This is a genomic window from Micromonospora tarapacensis, from assembly GCF_019697375.1.
Lineage (GTDB): Bacteria > Actinomycetota > Actinomycetes > Mycobacteriales > Micromonosporaceae > Micromonospora > Micromonospora tarapacensis.
In genome coordinates this window covers 4,513,906-4,532,940 of the sequence record NZ_JAHCDI010000004.1, presented here as the reverse complement: position 1 = coordinate 4,532,940, position 19,035 = coordinate 4,513,906, and the positions used below count along the sequence as shown (strand labels likewise).

Below are 19,035 nucleotides of genomic sequence, written 5' to 3'. Positions count from 1 at the left end.
CGTCGCGCAGTCACCCGGCGACGGTAGGGGCACCCGGCGTAGGCCAGGTGAACTGCGGGTGGCGGGCGGGTGGACTCGGGCGGTGTGTGATGCTGTCGAGGAGATGAGCGAGCCGACCGAGTCCCGCAGCCAGCGCGCCGCCCGCCGCGCCGGCGAGTTCCCACCCGCGCCCGAGCCGCTGCCCCGGCCGGTGCTGGACAGCCATACCCACCTCGACATCACCGTCAGCGAGGTCGGCGTGCCGCCCGGCAGCACCGCCGTCGACCCGGTCGCGGCGGCCATCGACGTCGCCGCCGCCGTCGGAGTGGACCGGCTGGTGCAGGTCGGGGTCGACGTCGAGTCCTCCCGTTGGGGCGCCGAGGCGGCCGGCCGGCACCCGGCGCTGGTCGCCACGGTGGCGCTGCACCCCAACGAGGCGCCCCGGCTGGCCGACCTCGACGCCGCACTGCGCCAGATCGAGGCGCTGGCCGCCCACGATCGGGTGCGTGGCATCGGCGAGACGGGGATGGACTTCTACCGCACCGGCGACGAGGGCCGCGCCGCACAGGAGGAGAGCTTCCGGGCGCACGTCGCGATCGCCAAGCAGTACGGCCGGACCCTGGTCGTGCACGACCGGGACGCGCACGCCGACGTGCTGCGCATCCTCGACGACGAGGGCGCGCCGGACACGGTGGTGCTGCACTGCTTCTCCGGCGACGCCGAGTTCGCCCGGCAGTGCGTCCGCCGGGGCTACCTGCTCAGCTTCGCCGGCACCGTCACCTTCGCCAGCGCCGGGGCGCTGCGCGAGGCCGCCGCGCTGACCCCGCTCGACCAGATTCTGGTGGAGACCGATGCGCCGTACCTCACCCCGGTCCCGCACCGGGGCCACCCCAACGCCTCGTACCTGATCCCGCTGACCGTGCGGGCCCTGGCCGCCACCATCGGCGCCGACCTCGACGAGCTGTGCGCGGCCATCTCGGCCACCGGTGAACGCGCCTTCGGCCCCTGGCCGGCGGTCCGCACCGGCGCGCGGGAGTCCGCCGGCTGACCCGTACGCTGTCGGGCTATGGCCGCTGACCTGCTCGGCCCGGCGGAGATCCGGGAACTCGCCGCCCGGCTCGGCGTGGCGCCCACCAAGCGGCTCGGCCAGAACTTCGTGCACGACCCCAACACCGTCCGCCGGATCGTCACCACCGCCGGGCTCAGCCCCGACGACGTGGCGCTGGAGGTCGGCCCCGGACTCGGCTCGCTCACCCTCGCCCTGCTGCCCGCCGCCGCCCACGTGCACGCCGTCGAGATCGACCGGAACCTGGCCGGCGCGCTGCCCGACACCGCCGCCCGGCACGCCGGCCCGGCCGCCGCCCGGCTCACCGTGCACCATGCCGACGCGCTCCGGGTCACCGCCGCCGAGCTGGCCGACCCCGCGCCGACCGCCCTCGTGGCGAACCTGCCCTACAACGTCGCCGTGCCGGTGGTGCTGCACCTGCTCGCCGAGCTGCCCACCCTGCGCCACGGCCTGGTGATGGTGCAGAAGGAGGTCGCCGACCGGCTCGTCGCCGGCCCCGGCTCCAAGGTGTACGGCGTACCGTCGGTCAAGCTCGCCTGGTACGCCCGCTCCCGCGCCGCCGGGAAGGTGCCGCCGAACGTGTTCTGGCCGGTGCCCAACGTCGATTCCGGACTGGTCGCCTTCACCCGCCGCGAGCAGCCGCGCGCCGACGTAGCCCGGGAAGAGGTCTTCTCGGTGGTGGACGCCGCCTTCGCGCAGCGCCGCAAGACCCTGCGCGCCGCCCTGGCGGGCTGGGCCGGCGGCGCCGACCGGGCCGCCGCCGCGCTCACCGCCGCGGGGTCGACCCCGGCGCACGCGGCGAGTCACTCACCGTCGAGCAGTTCGCCGCCGTGGCCGCGTCGGCCCCGAGCCGTACGACGGAAGCGCAGTAGGCTGAGGCCGTGCCTGCCGAGGAGCTGATCGTGACCAAGCCGTTCGACGCCCGGTCGCCCATCCGGGACATCACCCCGTGACCGAGGCCTGGCGACCGGACGACGAGGAGCGGCGCGGGGCCAGCGGGCCGGTCCGCGTACGGGTACCGGCCAAGATCAACCTACATCTGGGTGTCGGCCCGCTACGCCGGGACGGCTACCACGAGCTGAACACGGTCTACCACGCCATCTCGATCTACGACGAGCTGACCGCGCGGCGCGGCGACACGCTCACCCTCACCATGGAGGGCGAGGGCACCGGAGAACTCGCCCTCGACGACTCCAACCTGGTGATCCGGGCGGCCCACGCCCTCGCCGGCTACACCGGCGTGATGCCACACGCCCGCCTGCACCTGCGCAAGCAGATCCCGCTCGCCGGTGGTCTCGCCGGCGGCAGCGCCGACGGTGCCGCCGCGCTGGTCGCCTGCGACGCGCTCTGGGGCACCGGCCTGTCCCGCGACGAACTGGCCGGCATCGCGGCCGACCTCGGCTCGGACGTGCCCTTCCTGATCCACGGCGGCACCGCGCTGGGCACCGGCCGCGGTGAGGCGGTCAGCCCGGTCCTGGCCCGCGCCACCTCCTGGCACTGGGTGGTCGCCATCGCCGACGGCGGACTCTCCACTCCCCAGGCCTACCAGGAACTCGACCGGCTCCGCGATGCCGGTGCCGCCGGACCGCCGCTCGGCAGCACCGACCGGCTGCTCGCCGCGCTCCGGCAGCGCGACCCCGGGTGCTCGCCCCGACCCTCGGCAACGACCTCCAGGACGCCGCCCTGGCCATGCGCCCGTCGTTGGCGGCCACCCTCAAGGCCGGCGAGGCGGCCGGGGCGCTGGCCGGCATCGTCTCCGGCTCCGGGCCGACCTGCGTCTTCCTGACCGCCGACGCCGCCGACGCCGAACGCGTCGCCGCGGAACTCGAAGCCGCCCAGGTGTGCCGGCAGGCCCGCACCGCCCACGGGCCGGTACACGGCGCCCGGATCAGCTGACCCGGGCCCGGCCCACCGCCTTGACCGCCCGATCACGGGTGTGGCTGGGTGGTCTGGTGGGTGAGTGCGCCCTGTCGAGCTGATGGCACCAACGGATCACCGCGGCCGGGCGATCGGCGCGGCACCGCGGTGATAGCGCTGGCGGTTCAGCTCGGCAGGTGCTGGCAGCGTCGTTGCGGCCCGCCCCGGCCGGCGGAGAACCAGCGGCACGAGCCCAGACCCGGGCGCAACCGGACCAGGCACGCTCGCCGCCAAGCGCGAGCGGCACTCCGCGTACCCTGGAAGGCCAGGCGTCCCCAGGTGCCAGCCGGCACCGGGACGCCTTGATCATGGAAGGTGGGGTAGTGGCCAACATCGTCAACCTGGACCGGGTGTCCAAGGGCTACGGCGCGGCCGGGCCACTGCTCACCGACGTCTCGCTCGGCCTGGACGACGCCGACCGGATCGGCGTCGTCGGTCTCAACGGTGCCGGCAAGTCCACCCTGCTGAGGCTGCTGACCCGCACCGAGGAACCCGACGACGGCCGGGTCACCCACCGCCGCGACCTGCGGGTCGCCTGGCTGCCGCAGAACCTCACCCTCAGCCCCGACGCCACCGTCCGCGACGTCGTCCTCGGCACGGAGTGGCTCGCCGAGAGCATGGGCGCCGAGCACGAATGGGCCGGCGACGCCGGCGTACGGGCGATCCTCGACGGGCTCGGCATGCCCCACCTCGGCCTCGACGCGCCGGTCGGCCCGATGTCCGGCGGTGAACGCCGCCGGGTCGCCCTCGCCGCCCTGCTGGTCCGCGACGCCGACCTGCTCATCCTCGACGAGCCCACCAACCACCTCGACGTCGGCGGCGTCGACTGGCTCGCCCGGCATCTGCTCAACCGCAAGGGTGCCCTGGTCGTGGTCACCCACGACCGCTGGTTCCTCGACGTCGTCTGCACCACCACCTGGGAGGTCGCCGACCAGACCGTCCGGGCCTACGAGGGGGGCTACGCCGCCTGGATCCTCGCCCGGGCCGAACGGGAACGGGTCGCCGCCACCACCGAAGCCCGCCGGCAGAACCTGCTCCGCAAGGAGATCGCCTGGCTGCGCCGCGGCCCCCCGGCCCGGACCTCGAAACCGAAGTTCCGGATCGACGCCGCCAACGCGCTCATCGCCGACGTGCCGCCGCCGCGCGACACCACGTCGCTGCAACGGCTCGCCACCGCCCGGCTGGGCAAGCAGGTGTACGACCTCGAACAGGTCCGGCTGCACGCCGGCCCCAAGATGATCCTCGACGAGGTCACCTGGCAGGTCGGCCCCGGCGACCGGATCGCCATCCTCGGCGCCAACGGTGCCGGCAAGACCACCCTGCTGCGGATGCTCGCCGGCAGCACCCGTCCCGACGGCGGGCGACTGGTCACCGGCAGCACCGTACGATCCGCGTTCCTCTCCCAGGAACTCGCCGAACTCCCCAGCGAACTGCGCGTCCTCGAAGCTGTCGAGGAGGTCGCCCGGCGGGTGCGACTCGGCGACCGCGAGATCTCCGCCGCCCAGCTCGCCGAGGTGTTCGGCTTCGACGACCGGCGCCTCTGGACCCCGGTCGGCGACCTTTCCGGTGGCGAGCGCCGCCGGCTGCAGATGCTGCGCCTGCTCGCCGGCGAGCCGAACGTGCTGCTGTTCGACGAGCCCACCAACGACCTCGACACCGACACCCTGGCCGCGCTGGAGGACCTGCTCGACTCCTGGCCCGGCACCATCGTGGTGGCCAGCCACGACCGGTACCTCGTTGAGCGGGTGGCCGACTCGGCGTACGGGCTGTTCGGTGACGGCCGGCTGGTGCACCTGCCCGGCGGTGTCGCGGAGTACCTCACCCGGGCCGGCGACCACCCCGGACCGGCCCGGACCGACGCGGCCACCACCGCAGCGGCGGCCACCACCGGGCCAGCGGACCGCGGCGGGATGAGCGCCGCCGAGGCCCGGCAGGCCCGTAAGGAGCTGGCCCGGCTGGAACGGCAGGTCGGAAAGCTGGAACAGAAGGAGGCGGCGCTGCTCGACCAACTTGCCGTCGACGCCACCGACTACACCAGGGTGGCCGAGCTGGACGCGCAGCTCAAGCAGGTACGCGGCGAGCGGGAACAGGCCGAGGAGGCGTGGCTCGCCCTGGCCGACGAGATTCCGGCGACCTGAGACCGCCGACCCCGTGTGCGGCGTCACATTGCCGGATGCGGGAGAATCGCCGACGACCCTCACTCAACGGCGTTGGAGACACAGCCATGGCCCACACCCCCGTCAACCACCCCGCGCGGCCGATCTACCGGGCGATCGGCGGGCTGACCGGCCTGTACCTGGTGGTCTTCGGTGCGATCGGCTTCCTCGCCAGCACCGGCGACCCCTTCCTCGGCCGGAGCGACGCCCAGGTCCTCGGGCAGGGCACCAACCTCGGCCTCTCGCTGTTCAGCGTCGCGGCCGGCGTGATCGTGCTGGTCGGCACCGCCGTCGGCCGCAACCTCGACGTGCTGGTCAACCAGTGGATGGCCTACCTGATCATGGTGGTCAGCCTGGCCGGGCTCGCCCTCATCCGGACCGAGGCCAACATCTTCAACCTGAGCGTCGCCACGGTCATCGTCCTCATGGTCCTCAGCCTGGTGCTGCTGATGGCCGGCATGTACGGCAAGGTCGGCACCGACGAGGAGCAGGAGAACTGGCAGAAGGCCCGTCTCGTGCTGTAGCCGGACGCCCGCCGGCGAAGATCTGCCGCGGTTCCGCCCAGTCCGAGCGTTTGCCCGACGCGCACTCCCGCCCGGGGGGACAATTGTCGGGAGTGTTCTCACTGGTGGGAAGGAGTCGTGTGCCGCACTTTCCGGTGAACCACCCCGCCCGACCGGTCTACCGGGCGCTGTCCGGCCTGATCGGGCTCTACATCCTGGTCTTCGGCGTCTGGGGCACCGCACTCACCTGGGGCGAGCCGCTGTTCCACCGGGGTGGGAACTGGGCCCTCGGCCTGCGCACCAACCTGGCCTTCTCACTGGCCTCCGTCGTCTTCGGGATCGTGCTCATCGTCGGCGCGTCCCGGCGCAACAACCTCGGCCACTACATGAACCTGACCGCCGGGGTGGTCTTCCTGGTCACCAGCATCCTGATGATGTCGGTGCTCCAGACGGACGCCAACTTCCTGAACTTCTCCATGTCGACCGTGATCGTCTCGATGCTCTTCGGGCTGATCCTGCTCGGCACCGGCCTCTACGACAAGGTCGGCCCGCCCGAGGACGCCGAGGCCGAGCGGAATCATCGCTACCACCCGGTCGCCGAGGCCCACCGCCGTCGCTGACCGCCGCACCCGGTCGACCTGGTCACTGGCCGCGAACGGTGATCAGCCCCGGCTTCGCCTCCAGGTGCGACAGACCGTTCCAGGACAGGTTCACCAGGTGCGCCGCCACCGTCTCCTTGCGCGGCTTGCGGACCTCCAACCACCAACGGCCGGTCAGCGCGACCATGCCCACCAGCGCCTGCGCGTACAACTCGGCGAGCTTCGGGTCGTAACCCCGGCTGGAGAACTCCGCGCCGAGGATGTGCTCCACCTGATGTGCGACGTCATTCATCACGCTGCTGAAGTTGCCGGTCGCGGAGAGCACCGGAGACTCCCGCACCAGCACCCGGAACCCGCTGGTCTCCTCCTCGATGTAGCCGAGCAGGGCCAACGCCGCCTGCTCCAACAACTCCCTCGGGTGCCCCGCGGTCAGCGCCGTGGTGATCCGCTCCAGCAGCGACCGGACCTCCCGGTCCACCACCACCGCGTAGAGCCCCTCCTTGCCGCCGAAGTGCTCGTAGACCACCGGCTTGGAGACCTTGGCGCGGGACGCCACCTCCTCGATGGAGGTGGCGTCGAAGCCGCGTTCGGCGAAGATCTGCCGACCGATCGAGATCAACTGTTCCCGACGCTGGGCCGCCGACATGCGGACCCGGGACGCCGGCTTGGCCGGCGCGGCGGGAACCGTTCGCCGGCGGCGTTTGCCGCCCTCGTCGCTGGGAGCCTCGGCCATCTCGTCACCTCGCCGGCGCGCGGTGACGCCCTGTCGTGGGATGTTGCCTGCGTTCTGCCCGGTCACCCGAGCATACTGCCAGGTAACTTGGTGGCCGGCGGCCCGGTTACCGCTGGGCGGCCGGTTGCTCCGCCGGCGTCACCAGCTTCGCCGCGATCCGCTCCGGCTTCGGCCAGCGGACGTCCCAGGCCGCACCCACCTTCTCGAACAGCCAGATGACCCGGGCCGAAATGTCGATCTGGCCCCGCAGCACCCCGTGCCGCGCGCTCGTCGGATCGGCGTGGTGCAGGTTGTGCCAGCTCTCCCCGAAGGAGATCAGGGCCAACGGCCAGAAGTTGGCAGCCCGGTCCCCGTGGCGCATCATGAACGGCCGTTCGCCGTACACGTGGCACACCGAGTTGATCGACCAGGTGACGTGGTGCAGCAGCGAGATCCGGACCAGCCCGGCCCAGAACAGGGCGGTCAACGCACCCTGCCAGGACCACGTCAACAGTCCGCCCATCAGCGCCGGTCCGAGCACCGAGACGATCACCATCACCGGAAAGAGGCGGTCCATCCGCCTGATGTCCCGATCGGCCAACAGATCCGGGGCGAAACGCTCCCGGTTGGACAACTCGCGGCCGAACAGCCAGCCGATGTGCGCGTGGAACAGCCCCTTGGTCAGGCCGCGTAGGTTGGTGCCGAACCGCCACGGCGAGTGCGGATCCCCGTCCAGGTCGGAGAAAGCATGGTGGCGCCGGTGGTCGGCCACCCATTGGATGATCTCGCCCTGAACCGCCAGTGAGCCGGTGGCGGCCATGCCGACGCGCAACCACCGCTTCGCCTTGAACGAGCCGTGGGTGAAGTAGCGGTGGTAGCCGACGGTGATGCCCAGCCCCGACACCACGTACCAGAAGGCCGCGATCCCCACGTCGACCCAGCTGAGCCAGCCGCCCCAGGCCACCGGCACGGCGGCGACCAGCGCCGCGAACGGGATCACCACGAAGGACCACAGGGCGATCAGGATGCCGCGTGACTGGGTGCCCTGGGTCAGCGGTTTCGGGCCGGTCGGGTGCGGGTCGAGCAGGGCGGTGGACATGGCACCTCGCAGGGGACGGTGGGATCACGAAACTACGCCTACGTCACCGTAACTTAAGTCCCTGGTAGATCGCACCGGCAGCGACGCGGGCGGCTGCCCGAATTGTCGTACGCGCGTCCTAACCTGCACCCCGTGACCGAATTCGACGCCGCCGAAGTGCGCCGACTGCGTACCGAGGAACAACTCTCGGTCCGCGAGATCCGCGCTCGCACCGGCCTTGGTCGTAACCGGGTGTACGACATGCTCCGAGGTGTTCCCGCGCCGGGGCGGACCCGCCGCCCCAACGCGAAGGATGACCTGCGTGCCGAGGCGGTGGCGTTCCGGAGGATGGGGTATTCGGTGCCGGAGATCGCGGGCCGGCTCGGAGTGAGTCGGTCTACGGCATATCTCTGGCTCCGGCACCTTCCACTCGATCAGCAGTCGGGAGGTGGGCAGGAGCGTCGGCACCTTCACTCGAAGACCATGACCGAAGCGCGTTGGGCGGCCCACCGCCGGGCGCGGGATGAAGCCCAAGGGCAGACGCACGCCTTGGCCGCTCAAGTGGTCGGGCAGCTCGACGATCGGGATCTGCTGCTTGTGGGGGCGGTGATCTACTGGTGCGAGGGCGCCAAGTCGAAACCGTGGCGTCGCTACGACCATGTCCAGTTCATCAACAGCGACCCTGGTCTCCTCTCCCTCTTCCTACGCTTCCTGGAAACCTGTGGAGTCGACCGCGCTGTGCCGACCTACCGGGTGAGCATCCACGAGACTGCCGACGCGATCGCTGCGGCGGAATGGTGGGCGACCGAGCTACGACTGCCACCGGACCGCTTCCGACGGGCGACCCTGAAGAGGCACAACCCCGCCACCCTTCGCCGCAACACCGGCGAGGACTATCGCGGCTGCCTTGTGATCAACGTGCCGCGTAGCCGCGAGCTCTACTGGCGAATAGAGGGTATGATCGCCGAGCTGTTCCGGGCTGCGGCAGGGCACATTCGCACGAATTGATGTGGGCACCGCACTTGACATGGCAATGGGGTGTGGGGTAATGGCAACCCGCAGGCCTTTGGAGCCTTGAGCTCCTGGTTCGAATCCAGGCACCCCAGCAGATGGCGCAACTGCCGATCATCGCGGCCCTTGCCAACCAGGTCGGATTGTCCGGTTAGCATGGCCGCGAGACTGTCCGCGTCCGACGGGAGCCACGTCGTGTCCGAGCCCCACCCCCGCACCGTCGTCGTGCTTGCCGCCGGTGAGGGCAAGCGGATGAAGTCCTCGTTGCCGAAGGTGCTGCATCCGCTGCTCGGCCGGACACTGCTCGGTCACGTGCTCAACGCGGCCGATCCGCTGGCCGCGGCGCGGACGTTGGTGGTGGTCGGGCACGGCGCGGACCAGGTCCGTGCCCACCTGGCCGAGGTCGCCGCGGAGGCCATCGCGGTCCACCAGGCGGAGCAGCTCGGCACCGGGCACGCGGTGCGGATGGCCCTGGAGGCCGCCCCGGAGGTCACCGGCACCGTGGTGGTGCTCAACGGCGACGTGCCGCTGCTGCGGCCGGAGACGGTTGCCGAGTTGGTGACGGCGCACGAGAAGGCGGGCGCGGCGGCCACCGTACTGGCTGCCGAGGTGCCGGATCCGACCGGCCTGGGCCGCATCGTGCGGGATGTCGCGGGACGCCTAGAGCGGATTGTCGAGCAGCGCGACGCCACCCCGGCCCAGTTGGCGGTCCGGGAGATCAACGCCGGCATCTACGCCTTCGACGTGGTCCGGCTGCGGGACGTGTTGGGCAAGCTGTCCACCGACAACGACCAGGGCGAGGAGTACCTGACCGACGTCTTCAAGATGCTGGTCTCGGCCGGCGAGCCGGTGGGGGTGCACCTGGCGTCCGACCACACGGAGACGCTCGGCTGCAACGACCGGGTGGAGTTGGCGGGGCTGCGTCGACTTCTGCGGGACCGGGTCAACGAGCGTTGGATGCGCGCCGGGGTGAGCCTGCTCGACCCGGAGACGACCTGGATCGACGTGACGGTGGCCCTGGACCGGGACGCGGTGGTGGATCAGAACACCCAGCTGCGGGGCGGTTCGGTGGTCGGCAGCGGCGCGGTGGTCGGGCCGGACGTGACGCTGATCGACACGGTGGTCGGGCCCGGCGCGACGGTCCTGCGCAGCCACGCGATCGGCGCCGAGGTGGGCTCTGGTGCCAGCGTCGGGCCGTACGCGTACCTGCGGCCGGCCGCGCGGCTGGCGGAGCGGTCGAAGGTCGGCACGTTCGTCGAGGTGAAGAACTCGGAGCTGGGTGCCGGGGCCAAGGTGCCGCACCTGTCGTACGTGGGTGACGCGACGATCGGGGCGCGGGCGAACATCGGCGCGGCGACGATCTTCGTGAACTACGACGGGGTGCGCAAGAACCGCACGGTGGTCGGCGAGGCGGCGTTCGTGGGCTGCGACACGAGCCTGATCGCGCCGGTCGAGGTGGGTGCCGGGGCGTACGTGGCGGCGGGCAGTGCGATCAGCAACGACGTGCCGCCGGGTGCGCTGGGGGTGACCCGGGCGCCGCAGCGCAACGTGGAGGGGTGGGTGGCCCGTAAGCGGCCGGGTACCGCTTCCGCGCAGGCGGCCGAGCGTGCCGTGCGGGATGCCCAGGGTGCGCCGGCGTCGCCGGCGCCGGCAAGTGAAGGTGAGGCAATCCACGGCACCGCCGAGTCGGTGGGCGGCACGCCCGGGGCGGGAGATACTGCAACCGAATAGTCCCCGGCCGCCACCACCGTAGGCCGGGTACCACCGACCAAAACGGGAGCAGACGGGCCCATGGGCAGCATCGTCGCCGAAAACCGCAAGAGCCTGATGCTCTTTTCCGGACGTGGTTTTCCGGAGTTGGCCAGGGAGATCGGTGAGGTGCTCGGCGTCGCGCCGACGCCGGCCGACGCGTACGAGTTCGCCAACGGCGAGATCTTCGTACGGTTCAAGGACTCGGTACGTGGTTCGGACGCCTTCGTGGTGCAGTCGGTCACGCACGGGGTGAACAGGTGGGTCATGGAGACCCTGATCATGGTCGACGCGCTCAAGCGTGGCTCGGCCAAGCGGATCACGGTCGTGCTGCCGTTCTATCCGTACTCCCGGCAGGACAAGAAGCACCGCGGCCGGGAGCCGATCTCGGCGCGGCTGGTCGCCGACCTGTTGAAGACGGCGGGGGCGAACCGCATCCTCACCGTGGACCTGCACACCGCGCAGATCCAGGGCTTCTTCGACGGCCCGGTGGACCACCTCTTCGCGATGGACATCCTGGCCGAGTACGTGGAGCGCAGGTACGCCGGCCGGCCGATGACCGTGGTCGCGCCGGACTCGGGGCGGGTGCGGGTGGCCGAGCGGTGGACCGACCGGCTGGGCGGTTGTCCGCTGGCGTTCATCCACAAGACCCGGGATCCGATGAAGCCGAACCAGGTGGTGGCGAACCGGGTGGTCGGTGAGGTCGAGGGTCGGGTCTGCCTGATCGTCGACGACATGATCGACACGGGTGGCACGATCAGCAAGGCGGCGGACATCCTGGGGGAGTCGGGTGCGGCGGACGTGATCGTGGCGTCCACCCACGCGCTGCTCTCCGACCCGGCGACGGAGCGGTTGAAGAACAGCCCGATCAGCGAGGTCGTGGTGACCAACACGCTTCCGTTGCCGCCGGAGAAGCAGCTCGACAAGATCACCGTGCTGTCCATCGCACCGCTGTTGGCCCGGGCGATCCGTGAGGTGTTCGACGACGGTTCCGTGACCACCCTGTTCGGTGGGTTGAGCTGACGGCGGTGCGCCGCTGAGCGGTGACGGCGGGAGGGTCGGCCGGGGTGGCCGGCCCGTCCGGGTGCCTCGGTGGGGCGGCCGTTGGGGTGCTGCCGGGCGGTTGCGGGGACTGCCGGAAGTCGGGGAAACCGCTCGGGTAGACTGGTGCGGTTGCCACGGCGAGGGTGCCCTGCGGGCCGCTGAGAAGCGCCGCACGGAGGCACCGTGATCGACGCGGTGCTCCGGGCAGTCTTCTGACGCATGCGCCCCTGCGAGCCCCCCGCCCAGCACCGCCAGACGACAAGCTGCCGCAGCGAAGCATCAGGAGTTTCCCCGTGTCCGAGGTAAAGATCAGCGCCGAGCCCCGCACCGAGTTCGGCAAGGGTGGTGCCCGCCGTACCCGCCGGGCCGGCAAGGTGCCCGCCGTGCTGTACGGCCATGGCGAGAAGCCCAAGCACATCGCACTGCCGGCCCGTGAGTTCGCGGCCGCGATCCGCAAGGGCGGGGCGAACCAACTCTTCGCGATCGACGTCAGCGACGGCACCCAGGCGTTGGCGTTGCCGAAGGCGATTCAGCGTGACCCGATCAGGGACACGTTCGAGCACGTCGACCTGCTGCTGGTGCGGCGGGGCGAGCAGGTCACCGTCGACGTGCCGATCCACCTGACCGGTGAGGCCGCGAGGAACACCCTGATCGTGCACGACCACGACACCCTCTCGGTGACCGCGGACGCCACCAGGGTGCCGGACCACCTGGAGGCCTCGATCGAGGGCGTGCAGCCGGGTGCCCACGTCACCGCCGGCGATGTCGAGCTGCCGTCCGGCGTCGAGCTGGCCGTCGACCCGGAGCTCACGGTGGCCACCATCACCGCCGCGCCGACGGCGGAGCAGTTGGAGGCGACGCTGCCCGAGGTCGAGGAGGCCACCGAGGAGGCCGAGGCCGAGGTGGGCGAGGTCACCGAGGTCACCGAGGTCACCGAGGCTCCGGCCGAGGGCGAGGCCGGCACCGAGGGCCGCGCCGAGGCCTGATCGTCTCGCGGTTCAGTTTGCGGCAGGCGTCCCCGGTTCCTCGGGGGCGCCTGCCGGCGTATCGGAGGACCGGCGGCGCGGTGCGGTGTTGGCCGCCGGCGGAAGCGGGAGGGGCGGGCGGTGACGGACGAGACCGGGCCGTGGCTGGTGGTCGGTCTGGGTAACCCGGGCCGGCAGTACGCGCACAACCGGCACAACGTCGGGTTCATGGTCGCGGACCTGCTGGCCGACCGGGTGGGTGGCAGGTTCGGCCGGCACAAGCGGGCGATGGCGGAGGCCGCCCAGGGGCGGCTCGGCTTCGGTGGGCCGAAGTTGGTGCTGATGAAGCCGTTGACCTACATGAATCTTTCCGGCGGGCCGGTGGCCGGGCTGGCCCAGTTCCACAAGGTGTCGCCCGGTCGGGTGATCGCGGTGCACGACGAGTTGGACATCGACTACGGCCAGCTGCGGGTGAAGTGCGGCGGGGGCGAGGGTGGGCACAACGGCCTGCGGTCGATGTCGAAGTCGCTGGGTACGAAGGACTACGTGCGGGTGCGGTTCGGGATCGGCCGGCCGCCGGGTCGGCAGGATCCGGCGGACTACGTGCTGTCGGATTTCAGCCCGGTGGAGCGCAAGGAGTTGGATTTTCTGGTGGACCGGGCGGCGGACGTGGTCGAATCCGTGGTCACCTTGGGTGTGGAGCCGACGCAGAACCGCTACCACGGGGGTTGAGAGGGTAGCGGTGGCGGCGCGGTGCGGTGCGGCCCGGTAGTGTGCGGATTCGGCGACCGGGCGGGGGCCGGGCGCTCGGCGTACGCGGGATCGTGGCGAGGCGACGGGAGCGGGAGCATGAGCGGTCCACCGATGATCGACGGCGCGTTCGCGCGGTGGCTGGCGGATCGGGCCGGACAGGCGCTGTTGGCGTTGCGGGCGGAGATGGGGTTCGCCGACACCGGTGCGTTGAAGTCGGCGGGGGACAAGGTCTCGCATGACCTGATCCGGACCGAGTTGGCGAAGTGGCGCCCGGGTGACGCGGTGCTGTCCGAGGAGGACGAGGGTTCCCGGCTGGCGTGGGCGGCCGAGGTGAACACCGCGGCCGTCTCCCGGTTGACCGCCGACCGGGTCTGGATCATCGACCCGTTGGACGGTACCCGGGAGTTCAGCGAGGAGGGGCGCGCGGACTGGGCGGTGCATGTGGCGCTCTGGGCCCGTAACGCGCCGGCCTCGCATGGTCTGGTGGCCGGTGCGGTCGGGTTGCCGGCCCAGCACCGGGTGCTGGGTACGGACCATCCGCCGGCCTATCCGCCGATGACGCCGGAGGCGGCGACCGCGGGTGGGGCCCGGCGGCTTCGGTTGGCGGCCAGCCGGAGCCGACCGCCGGTGTTCCTGACCGACCTCGCGGAGGAGGCCGGTGCGCAGTTGGTGCCGATGGGTTCCGCCGGGGCGAAGATCGCCGCGGTGGTCAGCGGTGAGGTGGACGCCTACATCCATGCCGGCGGGCAGTACGAGTGGGATTCGGCTGCCCCGGTGGCTGTGGCGACGGCCACCGGACTGCATGCTTCCCGGATCGACGGTTCTGCGCTGAAATACAACGAGGCGGATCCGCGGCTGCCCGACCTGCTGGTGTGCCGCAAGGATCTCGCCAGCCGGTTGCTTGCAGCGCTACAGCGGCATTGCGGGTAACCTGGCGCTACTTCCTGACATCCCCGACCGGAAAGGTCTGGAAAGCGGATGAGTGAGCGAATCGGGCCTGTGTCATGACCGCGACGGCGGCTTACCAGGTCACTCACCTCGACGCACTGGAGGCGGAGAGCGTCTTCGTGATGCGCGAGGTGGTCGCCGAGATGGAGCGGCCGGTCCTGCTCTTCTCCGGCGGCAAGGACTCGATCGTCATGCTCCGGCTGGCGCAGAAGGCGTTCGCTCCGGCCCAGATACCCTTCCCGGTGATGCACGTCGACACCGGTCACAACTTCCCCGAGGTGCTGGACTACCGCGACCAGCGGGTCACCGAGCTGGGCCTGCAGTTGGTGGTGGCCAGCGTGCCGGAGGCCCTGGCCAGCGGGTTGGTGCGGGAGGCGGCCGACGGGACGCGCAACCGGATCCAGACGCCGGTGTTGCTGGAGGCGGTGGAGAAGCATCGCTTCAACGCGCTCTTCGGCGGTGCCCGGCGGGACGAGGAGAAGGCGCGGGCCAAGGAGCGGATGTTCAGTTTCCGCGACGAGTTCGGCCAGTGGGATCCGAAGAACCAGCGGCCGGAGCTGTGGGCGCTCTACAACGGCCGGCACCACCCGGGCGAGTCGATCCGGGTCTTCCCGCTGTCCAACTGGACCGAGCTGGACGTGTGGCACTACATCGCCCGGGAGCGGATCGGGTTGCCGTCGATCTACTACGCGCACGAGCGTGAGGTGGTCGAGCGCGACGGGATGCTGTACGCGGTCAACGAGTTCCTGCCGGCGCGGGCGGGCGAGGAGCGGTTCAAGGCCCGGGTGCGGTACCGCACGGTGGGTGACGCCTCCTGCACGGCGGCGGTCCGGTCCGACGCGGACACGGTCGAGAAGGTCATCGAGGAGGTCGCCGCGACCCGGATCACGGAGCGCGGGGCGACCCGGGGTGACGACCGGGTCAGCGAGGCCGCGATGGAGGACCGCAAGCGGGAGGGCTACTTCTGATGACGACCGAGACGCTCGCGCCGACCGCCTCCGGGCCGGAGGCCCGGCCGATGGATCTGCTGCGCTTCGCCACCGCCGGCAGTGTGGACGACGGCAAGTCGACCCTGATCGGTCGGCTGCTCTACGACACGAAGTCGCTGTTCACCGACCAGTTGGAGGCGGTGGAGGCGGTCAGCGCGGCGCGGGGCGACGAGTACACCAACCTGGCGCTGCTCACGGATGGTCTGCGGGCCGAACGGGAGCAGGGCATCACCATCGACGTGGCGTACCGCTACTTCGCCACGCCCCGGCGCAAGTTCATCATCGCCGACACCCCCGGGCACATCCAGTACACCCGGAACATGGTCACCGGGGCCTCCACCGCGGACCTGGCGTTGATCCTGGTGGATGCCCGCAAGGGGCTGGTCGAGCAGTCCCGCCGGCACGCCTTCCTCTGCTCGCTGCTGCGGGTGCCGCACCTCGTTCTCTGCGTCAACAAGATGGACCTGGTCGATTTCTCGCAGGAGGTCTTCGAGCGGATCGCCGACGAGTTCACCGCGTTCGCCGCGAAGCTGGACGTCCCGGATCTGACGGTGGTGCCGATCTCCGCGCTGAAGGGCGACAACATCGTCTCCCGATCGGAGAACATGCCCTGGTACGACGGCCCGGCGCTGCTGCATCACCTGGAGCGGGTGCATATCGCCAGTGACCGTAACCTGGTCGATGTCCGCTTTCCGGTGCAGTACGTGATCCGGCCCCAGTCGCGGGTGGTCACCGACTACCGCGGCTACGCCGGGCAGGTCGCCTCGGGTGTGCTCAAGCCGGGTGACGAGGTGATGGTGCTGCCGTCGGGCTTCACCAGCCGGATCGCCGCGGTGGAGACCGCCGACGGCCCGGTCACGGAGGCGTTCCCGCCGATGTCGGTGACGGTGCGCCTGGAAGACGAGATCGACATCTCGCGGGGCGACATGATCTGCCGGCCGAACAACGCGCCGGCGGTCGCCCAGGACGTCGAGGCGATGGTCTGCTGGATGGACGAGACCCGCCCGTTGCAGGTCGGTGGCAAGTACGCGATCAAGCACACCACCCGGGTGGCGCGGGCGATCGTCCGGGACCTGCACTACCGTTTCGACATCAACTCGCTGCACCGTGACGAGGCCGCAGCCGAGCTGCGGTTGAACGAGATCGGCCGGGTCCGGTTGCGGACCACGGTCCCGCTGCTGGCCGACGAGTACCGCCGTAACCGCACCACTGGTGGTTTCGTCATCATCGACGAGACCACCAACCGCACCGTCGGCGCCGGCATGATCGTCGAGACTGCCTGACCGCTCCTTCGCTCCGCTCCGGTCGTGCCGGTGGCGGGGGCCTTGCCGGATCGCCGCCTGGGCCACGTCTCGGCTCGACGAGATCCCTAGTCGAGTCGGGTGGCGCCCGCGGACGGGGTGACCGTGACGTGACCGGGTGCGGCGAAACCGCGTTCGGCGTACGCCGCCGTGACGGCCGCGGCCACCCGTTCGGCGTCGTCGGCGTCGACCAGCGCGAGCACGCAGCCGCCGAAGCCGCCGCCGGTCATCCTGGCGCCGAGCGCCCCGGCGGCCAGTGCGGCGTCGACGGCGGTGTCCACCTCGGGCACGGTGATGGCGAAGTCGTCGCGCATGGAGGCATGCGAGGCGGTGAGCAGGCCGCCGATGTGCCGGACCCGACCGTCGCGCAGCAACGCGACCGTGTCCAGCACCCGCTGGTCCTCGGTGACCACGTGTCGGACCCGGCGGCGGGTCTCGTCGTCGGGCAGCCGGGCCAGCGCGTCGTCGAGGCCGACGGTTGGTACGTCCCGCAGTGCGGGCACGCCGAGCAGGGCTGCGGCCTTCTCGCAGGTGTCGCGGCGGGCCGCGTACTCGCCGTCGGCGTGCCGGTGCGGGGCGCGGCTGTCCAGTACCAGCACGGCGAGACCGGCGAGGTCGAGGTCGAACGGGATGTGCTCCACCCGCTCGGTGCGGCAGTCGAGGAAGAGTGCGTGCCCGGCGAGGCAGCGGATCGCCGCCGACTGGTCCATCACCCCGGTGGGCGCGCCCACGTAACGGTTCTCGGCCCGCTGGGCCAGCCGGGGCTGGTGTTCGGCGGGCACCTCCAGCCCGCCGAGGTCGACCAGGGCGGTGAGCGTGGCGGCCTCCAGCGCGGCGGAGGAGGACAGCCCGGCGCCGAGCGGCACGTCGGAGGCGATGGCCAGCCGGGCACCGGGCACCGGGTGGCCTGCCTCGCGCAGCGCCCACACCACCCCGGCCACGTAAGCGCCCCAGCCGGTGACCCGGCCGGGGGTGGCCACCTCGTCGGCGCCGAAACCGATCGTCTCGCCGGTCAGCTCGGACCACACGGTCCAGTTGCCGGCCGGCTGTGGTGCGGCGGCGACGACGGTGCGCAGCGGGAGCGCGAACGGCAGCACGAAGCCGTCGTTGTAGTCGGTGTGCTCGCCGATCAGGTTGACCCGCCCGGGGGCGGCCCAGCGGCCGGCGGGTGCTTCGCCGTACGCCGTCTGGAAGCCGGCGCTGGCGCGGTGGGCGACGTCGGGGTGGTGGCCGGTCACCGGCGGTCCAGGACCTGCGTGCGGTAGAAGTCCCAGGCGTCGGTGACCATGTCGTGCAGGGTCGGCTTGCGCGGCTGCCAGCCCAGCTCGGCGCGGGCCAGCGCGGATGAGGCGACCAGTTCGGCCGGGTCGCCCTCGCGGCGCGGCGCCACCTCGACCGGCACCGGGTGCCCGGTGACCTCGCGGACGACCTCGACCACCTGCCGGTTGGTGAAGCCGTTGCCGTTGCCCAGGTTGTAGATGCGGTGCTGGCCGGCGGTTGCCGCGTCGAGGGCGAGCAGGTGGGCGCGGGCCAGGTCGGCGACGTGGATGTAGTCGCGGATGCAGGTGCCGTCGGCGGTGGGGTAGTCGTCGCCGAAGAGTTGGAGCTTCTCCCGCCGTTCGGCGGCCACCTCCAGTGCGATCGGGATGAGATGGGTCTCGGGGTCGTGTCGCTCGCCGAGGGCGACGTCGCCGTCGAGATGGGCGCCGGCGACGTTGAAGTAGCGAAGCGAGACGGCGGCGAGGCCGTGCCCGATCGCTTCGGAGGTGAGCGCCATGTCGACGGCGAGCTTGGTCGCCCCGTAGGTGTTGGTCGGCGCCTTGACGGCCGTCTCGGGGATGGGCAGTTCGGTCGGGTTGCCGTAGACGGCGGCGGTGGAGGAGAAGACCAGCCGCGGCACACCGGCGGCCCGCACCGCGTCGAGCAGCGCCAGCGAGCCGACGGTGTTGTTGTGCCAGTACTTCTCCGGGGCGACCATCGACTCGCCGGCGGCGATCAGCGCGGCCAGGTGCAGCACGCCGTCGAAGCCGGCCCGCACGGTGAGCACCTCGGCCGCGTCGTGGATGCCGGCGGCCACGTGGGTGGCGTCGGGGGCGAGCGCCCCCCGGTGACCGGTGCGCAGGTCGTCCAGGACGACCACCTCGTGCCCGGCGTCGAGCAGCATCCGGGTCACCACGCTGCCGATGAAGCCGGCGCCGCCGGTGACGAGCAGTTTCACGTCGGGTTCCTCCTACCGGGCCCGTGGATTGGACCTCGTGATGGTCA

16 protein-coding genes, 1 tRNA gene and 2 pseudogenes are annotated in these 19,035 nt (G+C 71.4%); 15 read left to right on the top strand and 4 right to left on the bottom strand.

Annotated features, from left to right (window positions below):
* The first annotated feature begins 103 nt into the window (after positions 1–103).
* The 6 genes and pseudogenes from KIF24_RS26565 to KIF24_RS26540 all read left to right on the top strand — a co-directional run bounded on the left by KIF24_RS26565 (position 104) and on the right by KIF24_RS26540 (position 6,241).
* Positions 104–1,027 carry a TatD family hydrolase gene (locus tag KIF24_RS26565; protein WP_221086364.1) on the top strand — a complete coding sequence of 308 codons (924 nt, stop codon included), beginning with the start codon at positions 104–106 and terminating at the stop codon, positions 1,025–1,027.
* 18 nt (positions 1,028–1,045) lie between these two features.
* A pseudogene (rsmA, locus tag KIF24_RS26560) lies at positions 1,046–1,917 on the top strand (16S rRNA (adenine(1518)-N(6)/adenine(1519)-N(6))-dimethyltransferase RsmA).
* A gap of 77 nt (positions 1,918–1,994) precedes the next feature.
* A pseudogene (locus tag KIF24_RS26555) lies at positions 1,995–2,941 on the top strand (4-(cytidine 5'-diphospho)-2-C-methyl-D-erythritol kinase).
* 344 nt (positions 2,942–3,285) lie between these two features.
* Complete coding sequence (locus KIF24_RS26550) at positions 3,286–5,100, top strand: ABC-F family ATP-binding cassette domain-containing protein (RefSeq protein WP_221086363.1); 1,815 nt, start codon at positions 3,286–3,288, stop codon at positions 5,098–5,100.
* 86 nt (positions 5,101–5,186) lie between these two features.
* A complete protein-coding gene (locus KIF24_RS26545; RefSeq protein WP_221086362.1) occupies positions 5,187–5,642 on the top strand; it encodes a DUF4383 domain-containing protein in 456 nt (151 codons plus the stop codon).
* Between the two features lie 119 nt (positions 5,643–5,761).
* Positions 5,762–6,241: a DUF4383 domain-containing protein gene (locus tag KIF24_RS26540; RefSeq protein WP_221086361.1), complete on the top strand. Its 480-nt coding sequence runs from the start codon at positions 5,762–5,764 to the stop codon at positions 6,239–6,241.
* Between the two features lie 22 nt (positions 6,242–6,263).
* On the opposite strand, the gene KIF24_RS26535 is transcribed toward KIF24_RS26540, so the two are convergent.
* Complete coding sequence (locus KIF24_RS26535; RefSeq protein ID WP_221086360.1) at positions 6,264–6,953, bottom strand: TetR/AcrR family transcriptional regulator; 690 nt, start codon at positions 6,951–6,953, stop codon at positions 6,264–6,266.
* Between the two features lie 106 nt (positions 6,954–7,059).
* Positions 7,060–8,031, bottom strand: a complete 972-nt coding sequence (locus KIF24_RS26530; RefSeq protein ID WP_221086359.1) for an acyl-CoA desaturase — start codon at positions 8,029–8,031, stop codon at positions 7,060–7,062.
* 132 nt (positions 8,032–8,163) lie between these two features.
* On the opposite strand from KIF24_RS26530, the gene KIF24_RS26525 reads away from it, so the two are divergent.
* From KIF24_RS26525 to cysN, 9 genes are all read left to right on the top strand, one after another.
* Positions 8,164–9,018 carry a helix-turn-helix domain-containing protein gene (locus KIF24_RS26525; RefSeq protein ID WP_221086358.1) on the top strand — a complete coding sequence of 285 codons (855 nt, stop codon included), beginning with the start codon at positions 8,164–8,166 and terminating at the stop codon, positions 9,016–9,018.
* 26 nt (positions 9,019–9,044) lie between these two features.
* Positions 9,045–9,116, top strand: a tRNA-Gln gene (locus KIF24_RS26520).
* Positions 9,117–9,216: 100 nt separating this feature from the next.
* Positions 9,217–10,752, top strand: coding sequence for a bifunctional UDP-N-acetylglucosamine diphosphorylase/glucosamine-1-phosphate N-acetyltransferase GlmU (gene glmU, locus KIF24_RS26515; protein WP_407939963.1), 1,536 nt, complete (start codon positions 9,217–9,219; stop codon positions 10,750–10,752).
* Positions 10,753–10,812: 60 nt separating this feature from the next.
* Positions 10,813–11,793, top strand: coding sequence for a ribose-phosphate diphosphokinase (locus KIF24_RS26510; protein WP_221086356.1), 981 nt, complete (start codon positions 10,813–10,815; stop codon positions 11,791–11,793).
* A 314-nt stretch (positions 11,794–12,107) separates the two neighbouring features.
* Complete coding sequence (locus KIF24_RS26505; protein ID WP_221086355.1) at positions 12,108–12,800, top strand: 50S ribosomal protein L25/general stress protein Ctc; 693 nt, start codon at positions 12,108–12,110, stop codon at positions 12,798–12,800.
* A gap of 120 nt (positions 12,801–12,920) precedes the next feature.
* Positions 12,921–13,511 carry an aminoacyl-tRNA hydrolase gene (gene pth, locus KIF24_RS26500; RefSeq protein ID WP_221086354.1) on the top strand — a complete coding sequence of 197 codons (591 nt, stop codon included), beginning with the start codon at positions 12,921–12,923 and terminating at the stop codon, positions 13,509–13,511.
* Between the two features lie 117 nt (positions 13,512–13,628).
* Complete coding sequence (locus KIF24_RS26495; protein ID WP_221086353.1) at positions 13,629–14,462, top strand: inositol monophosphatase family protein; 834 nt, start codon at positions 13,629–13,631, stop codon at positions 14,460–14,462.
* Positions 14,463–14,536: 74 nt separating this feature from the next.
* Positions 14,537–15,448 (top strand): sulfate adenylyltransferase subunit CysD, encoded by a 912-nt coding sequence (gene cysD / locus KIF24_RS26490; RefSeq protein ID WP_221086352.1) that lies wholly within the window; start codon positions 14,537–14,539, stop codon positions 15,446–15,448.
* Positions 15,448–16,752, top strand: a complete 1,305-nt coding sequence (gene cysN / locus KIF24_RS26485) for a sulfate adenylyltransferase subunit CysN (RefSeq protein ID WP_221086351.1) — start codon at positions 15,448–15,450, stop codon at positions 16,750–16,752. The genes cysD and cysN overlap by 1 nt, the downstream gene beginning before the upstream one ends.
* 86 nt (positions 16,753–16,838) lie before the next feature.
* On the opposite strand, the gene galK is transcribed toward cysN, so the two are convergent.
* Positions 16,839–18,008 (bottom strand): galactokinase, encoded by a 1,170-nt coding sequence (gene galK, locus KIF24_RS26480; protein WP_221086350.1) that lies wholly within the window; start codon positions 18,006–18,008, stop codon positions 16,839–16,841.
* On the bottom strand, positions 18,005–18,988 hold the full coding sequence (gene galE, locus KIF24_RS26475; RefSeq protein ID WP_221086349.1) for a UDP-glucose 4-epimerase GalE: 984 nt from the start codon (positions 18,986–18,988) through the stop codon (positions 18,005–18,007). Before galE ends, galK begins: the two co-directional genes overlap by 4 nt.
* Positions 18,989–19,035 lie beyond the last annotated feature (47 nt).

Coding starts and splice junctions, on each gene's coding strand:
- KIF24_RS26565 (WP_221086364.1), top strand. CDS start 104: ATGAGCGAGCCGACCGAGTCCCGCAGCCAGCGCGCCGCCCGCCGCGCC.
- KIF24_RS26545 (WP_221086362.1), top strand. CDS start 5,187: ATGGCCCACACCCCCGTCAACCACCCCGCGCGGCCGATCTACCGGGCG.
- KIF24_RS26535 (WP_221086360.1), bottom strand. CDS start 6,953: ATGGCCGAGGCTCCCAGCGACGAGGGCGGCAAACGCCGCCGGCGAACG.
- KIF24_RS26530 (WP_221086359.1), bottom strand. CDS start 8,031: ATGTCCACCGCCCTGCTCGACCCGCACCCGACCGGCCCGAAACCGCTG.
- KIF24_RS26510 (WP_221086356.1), top strand. CDS start 10,813: ATGGGCAGCATCGTCGCCGAAAACCGCAAGAGCCTGATGCTCTTTTCC.
- KIF24_RS26495 (WP_221086353.1), top strand. CDS start 13,629: ATGAGCGGTCCACCGATGATCGACGGCGCGTTCGCGCGGTGGCTGGCG.
- cysD (WP_221086352.1), top strand. CDS start 14,537: ATGACCGCGACGGCGGCTTACCAGGTCACTCACCTCGACGCACTGGAG.
- cysN (WP_221086351.1), top strand. CDS start 15,448: ATGACGACCGAGACGCTCGCGCCGACCGCCTCCGGGCCGGAGGCCCGG.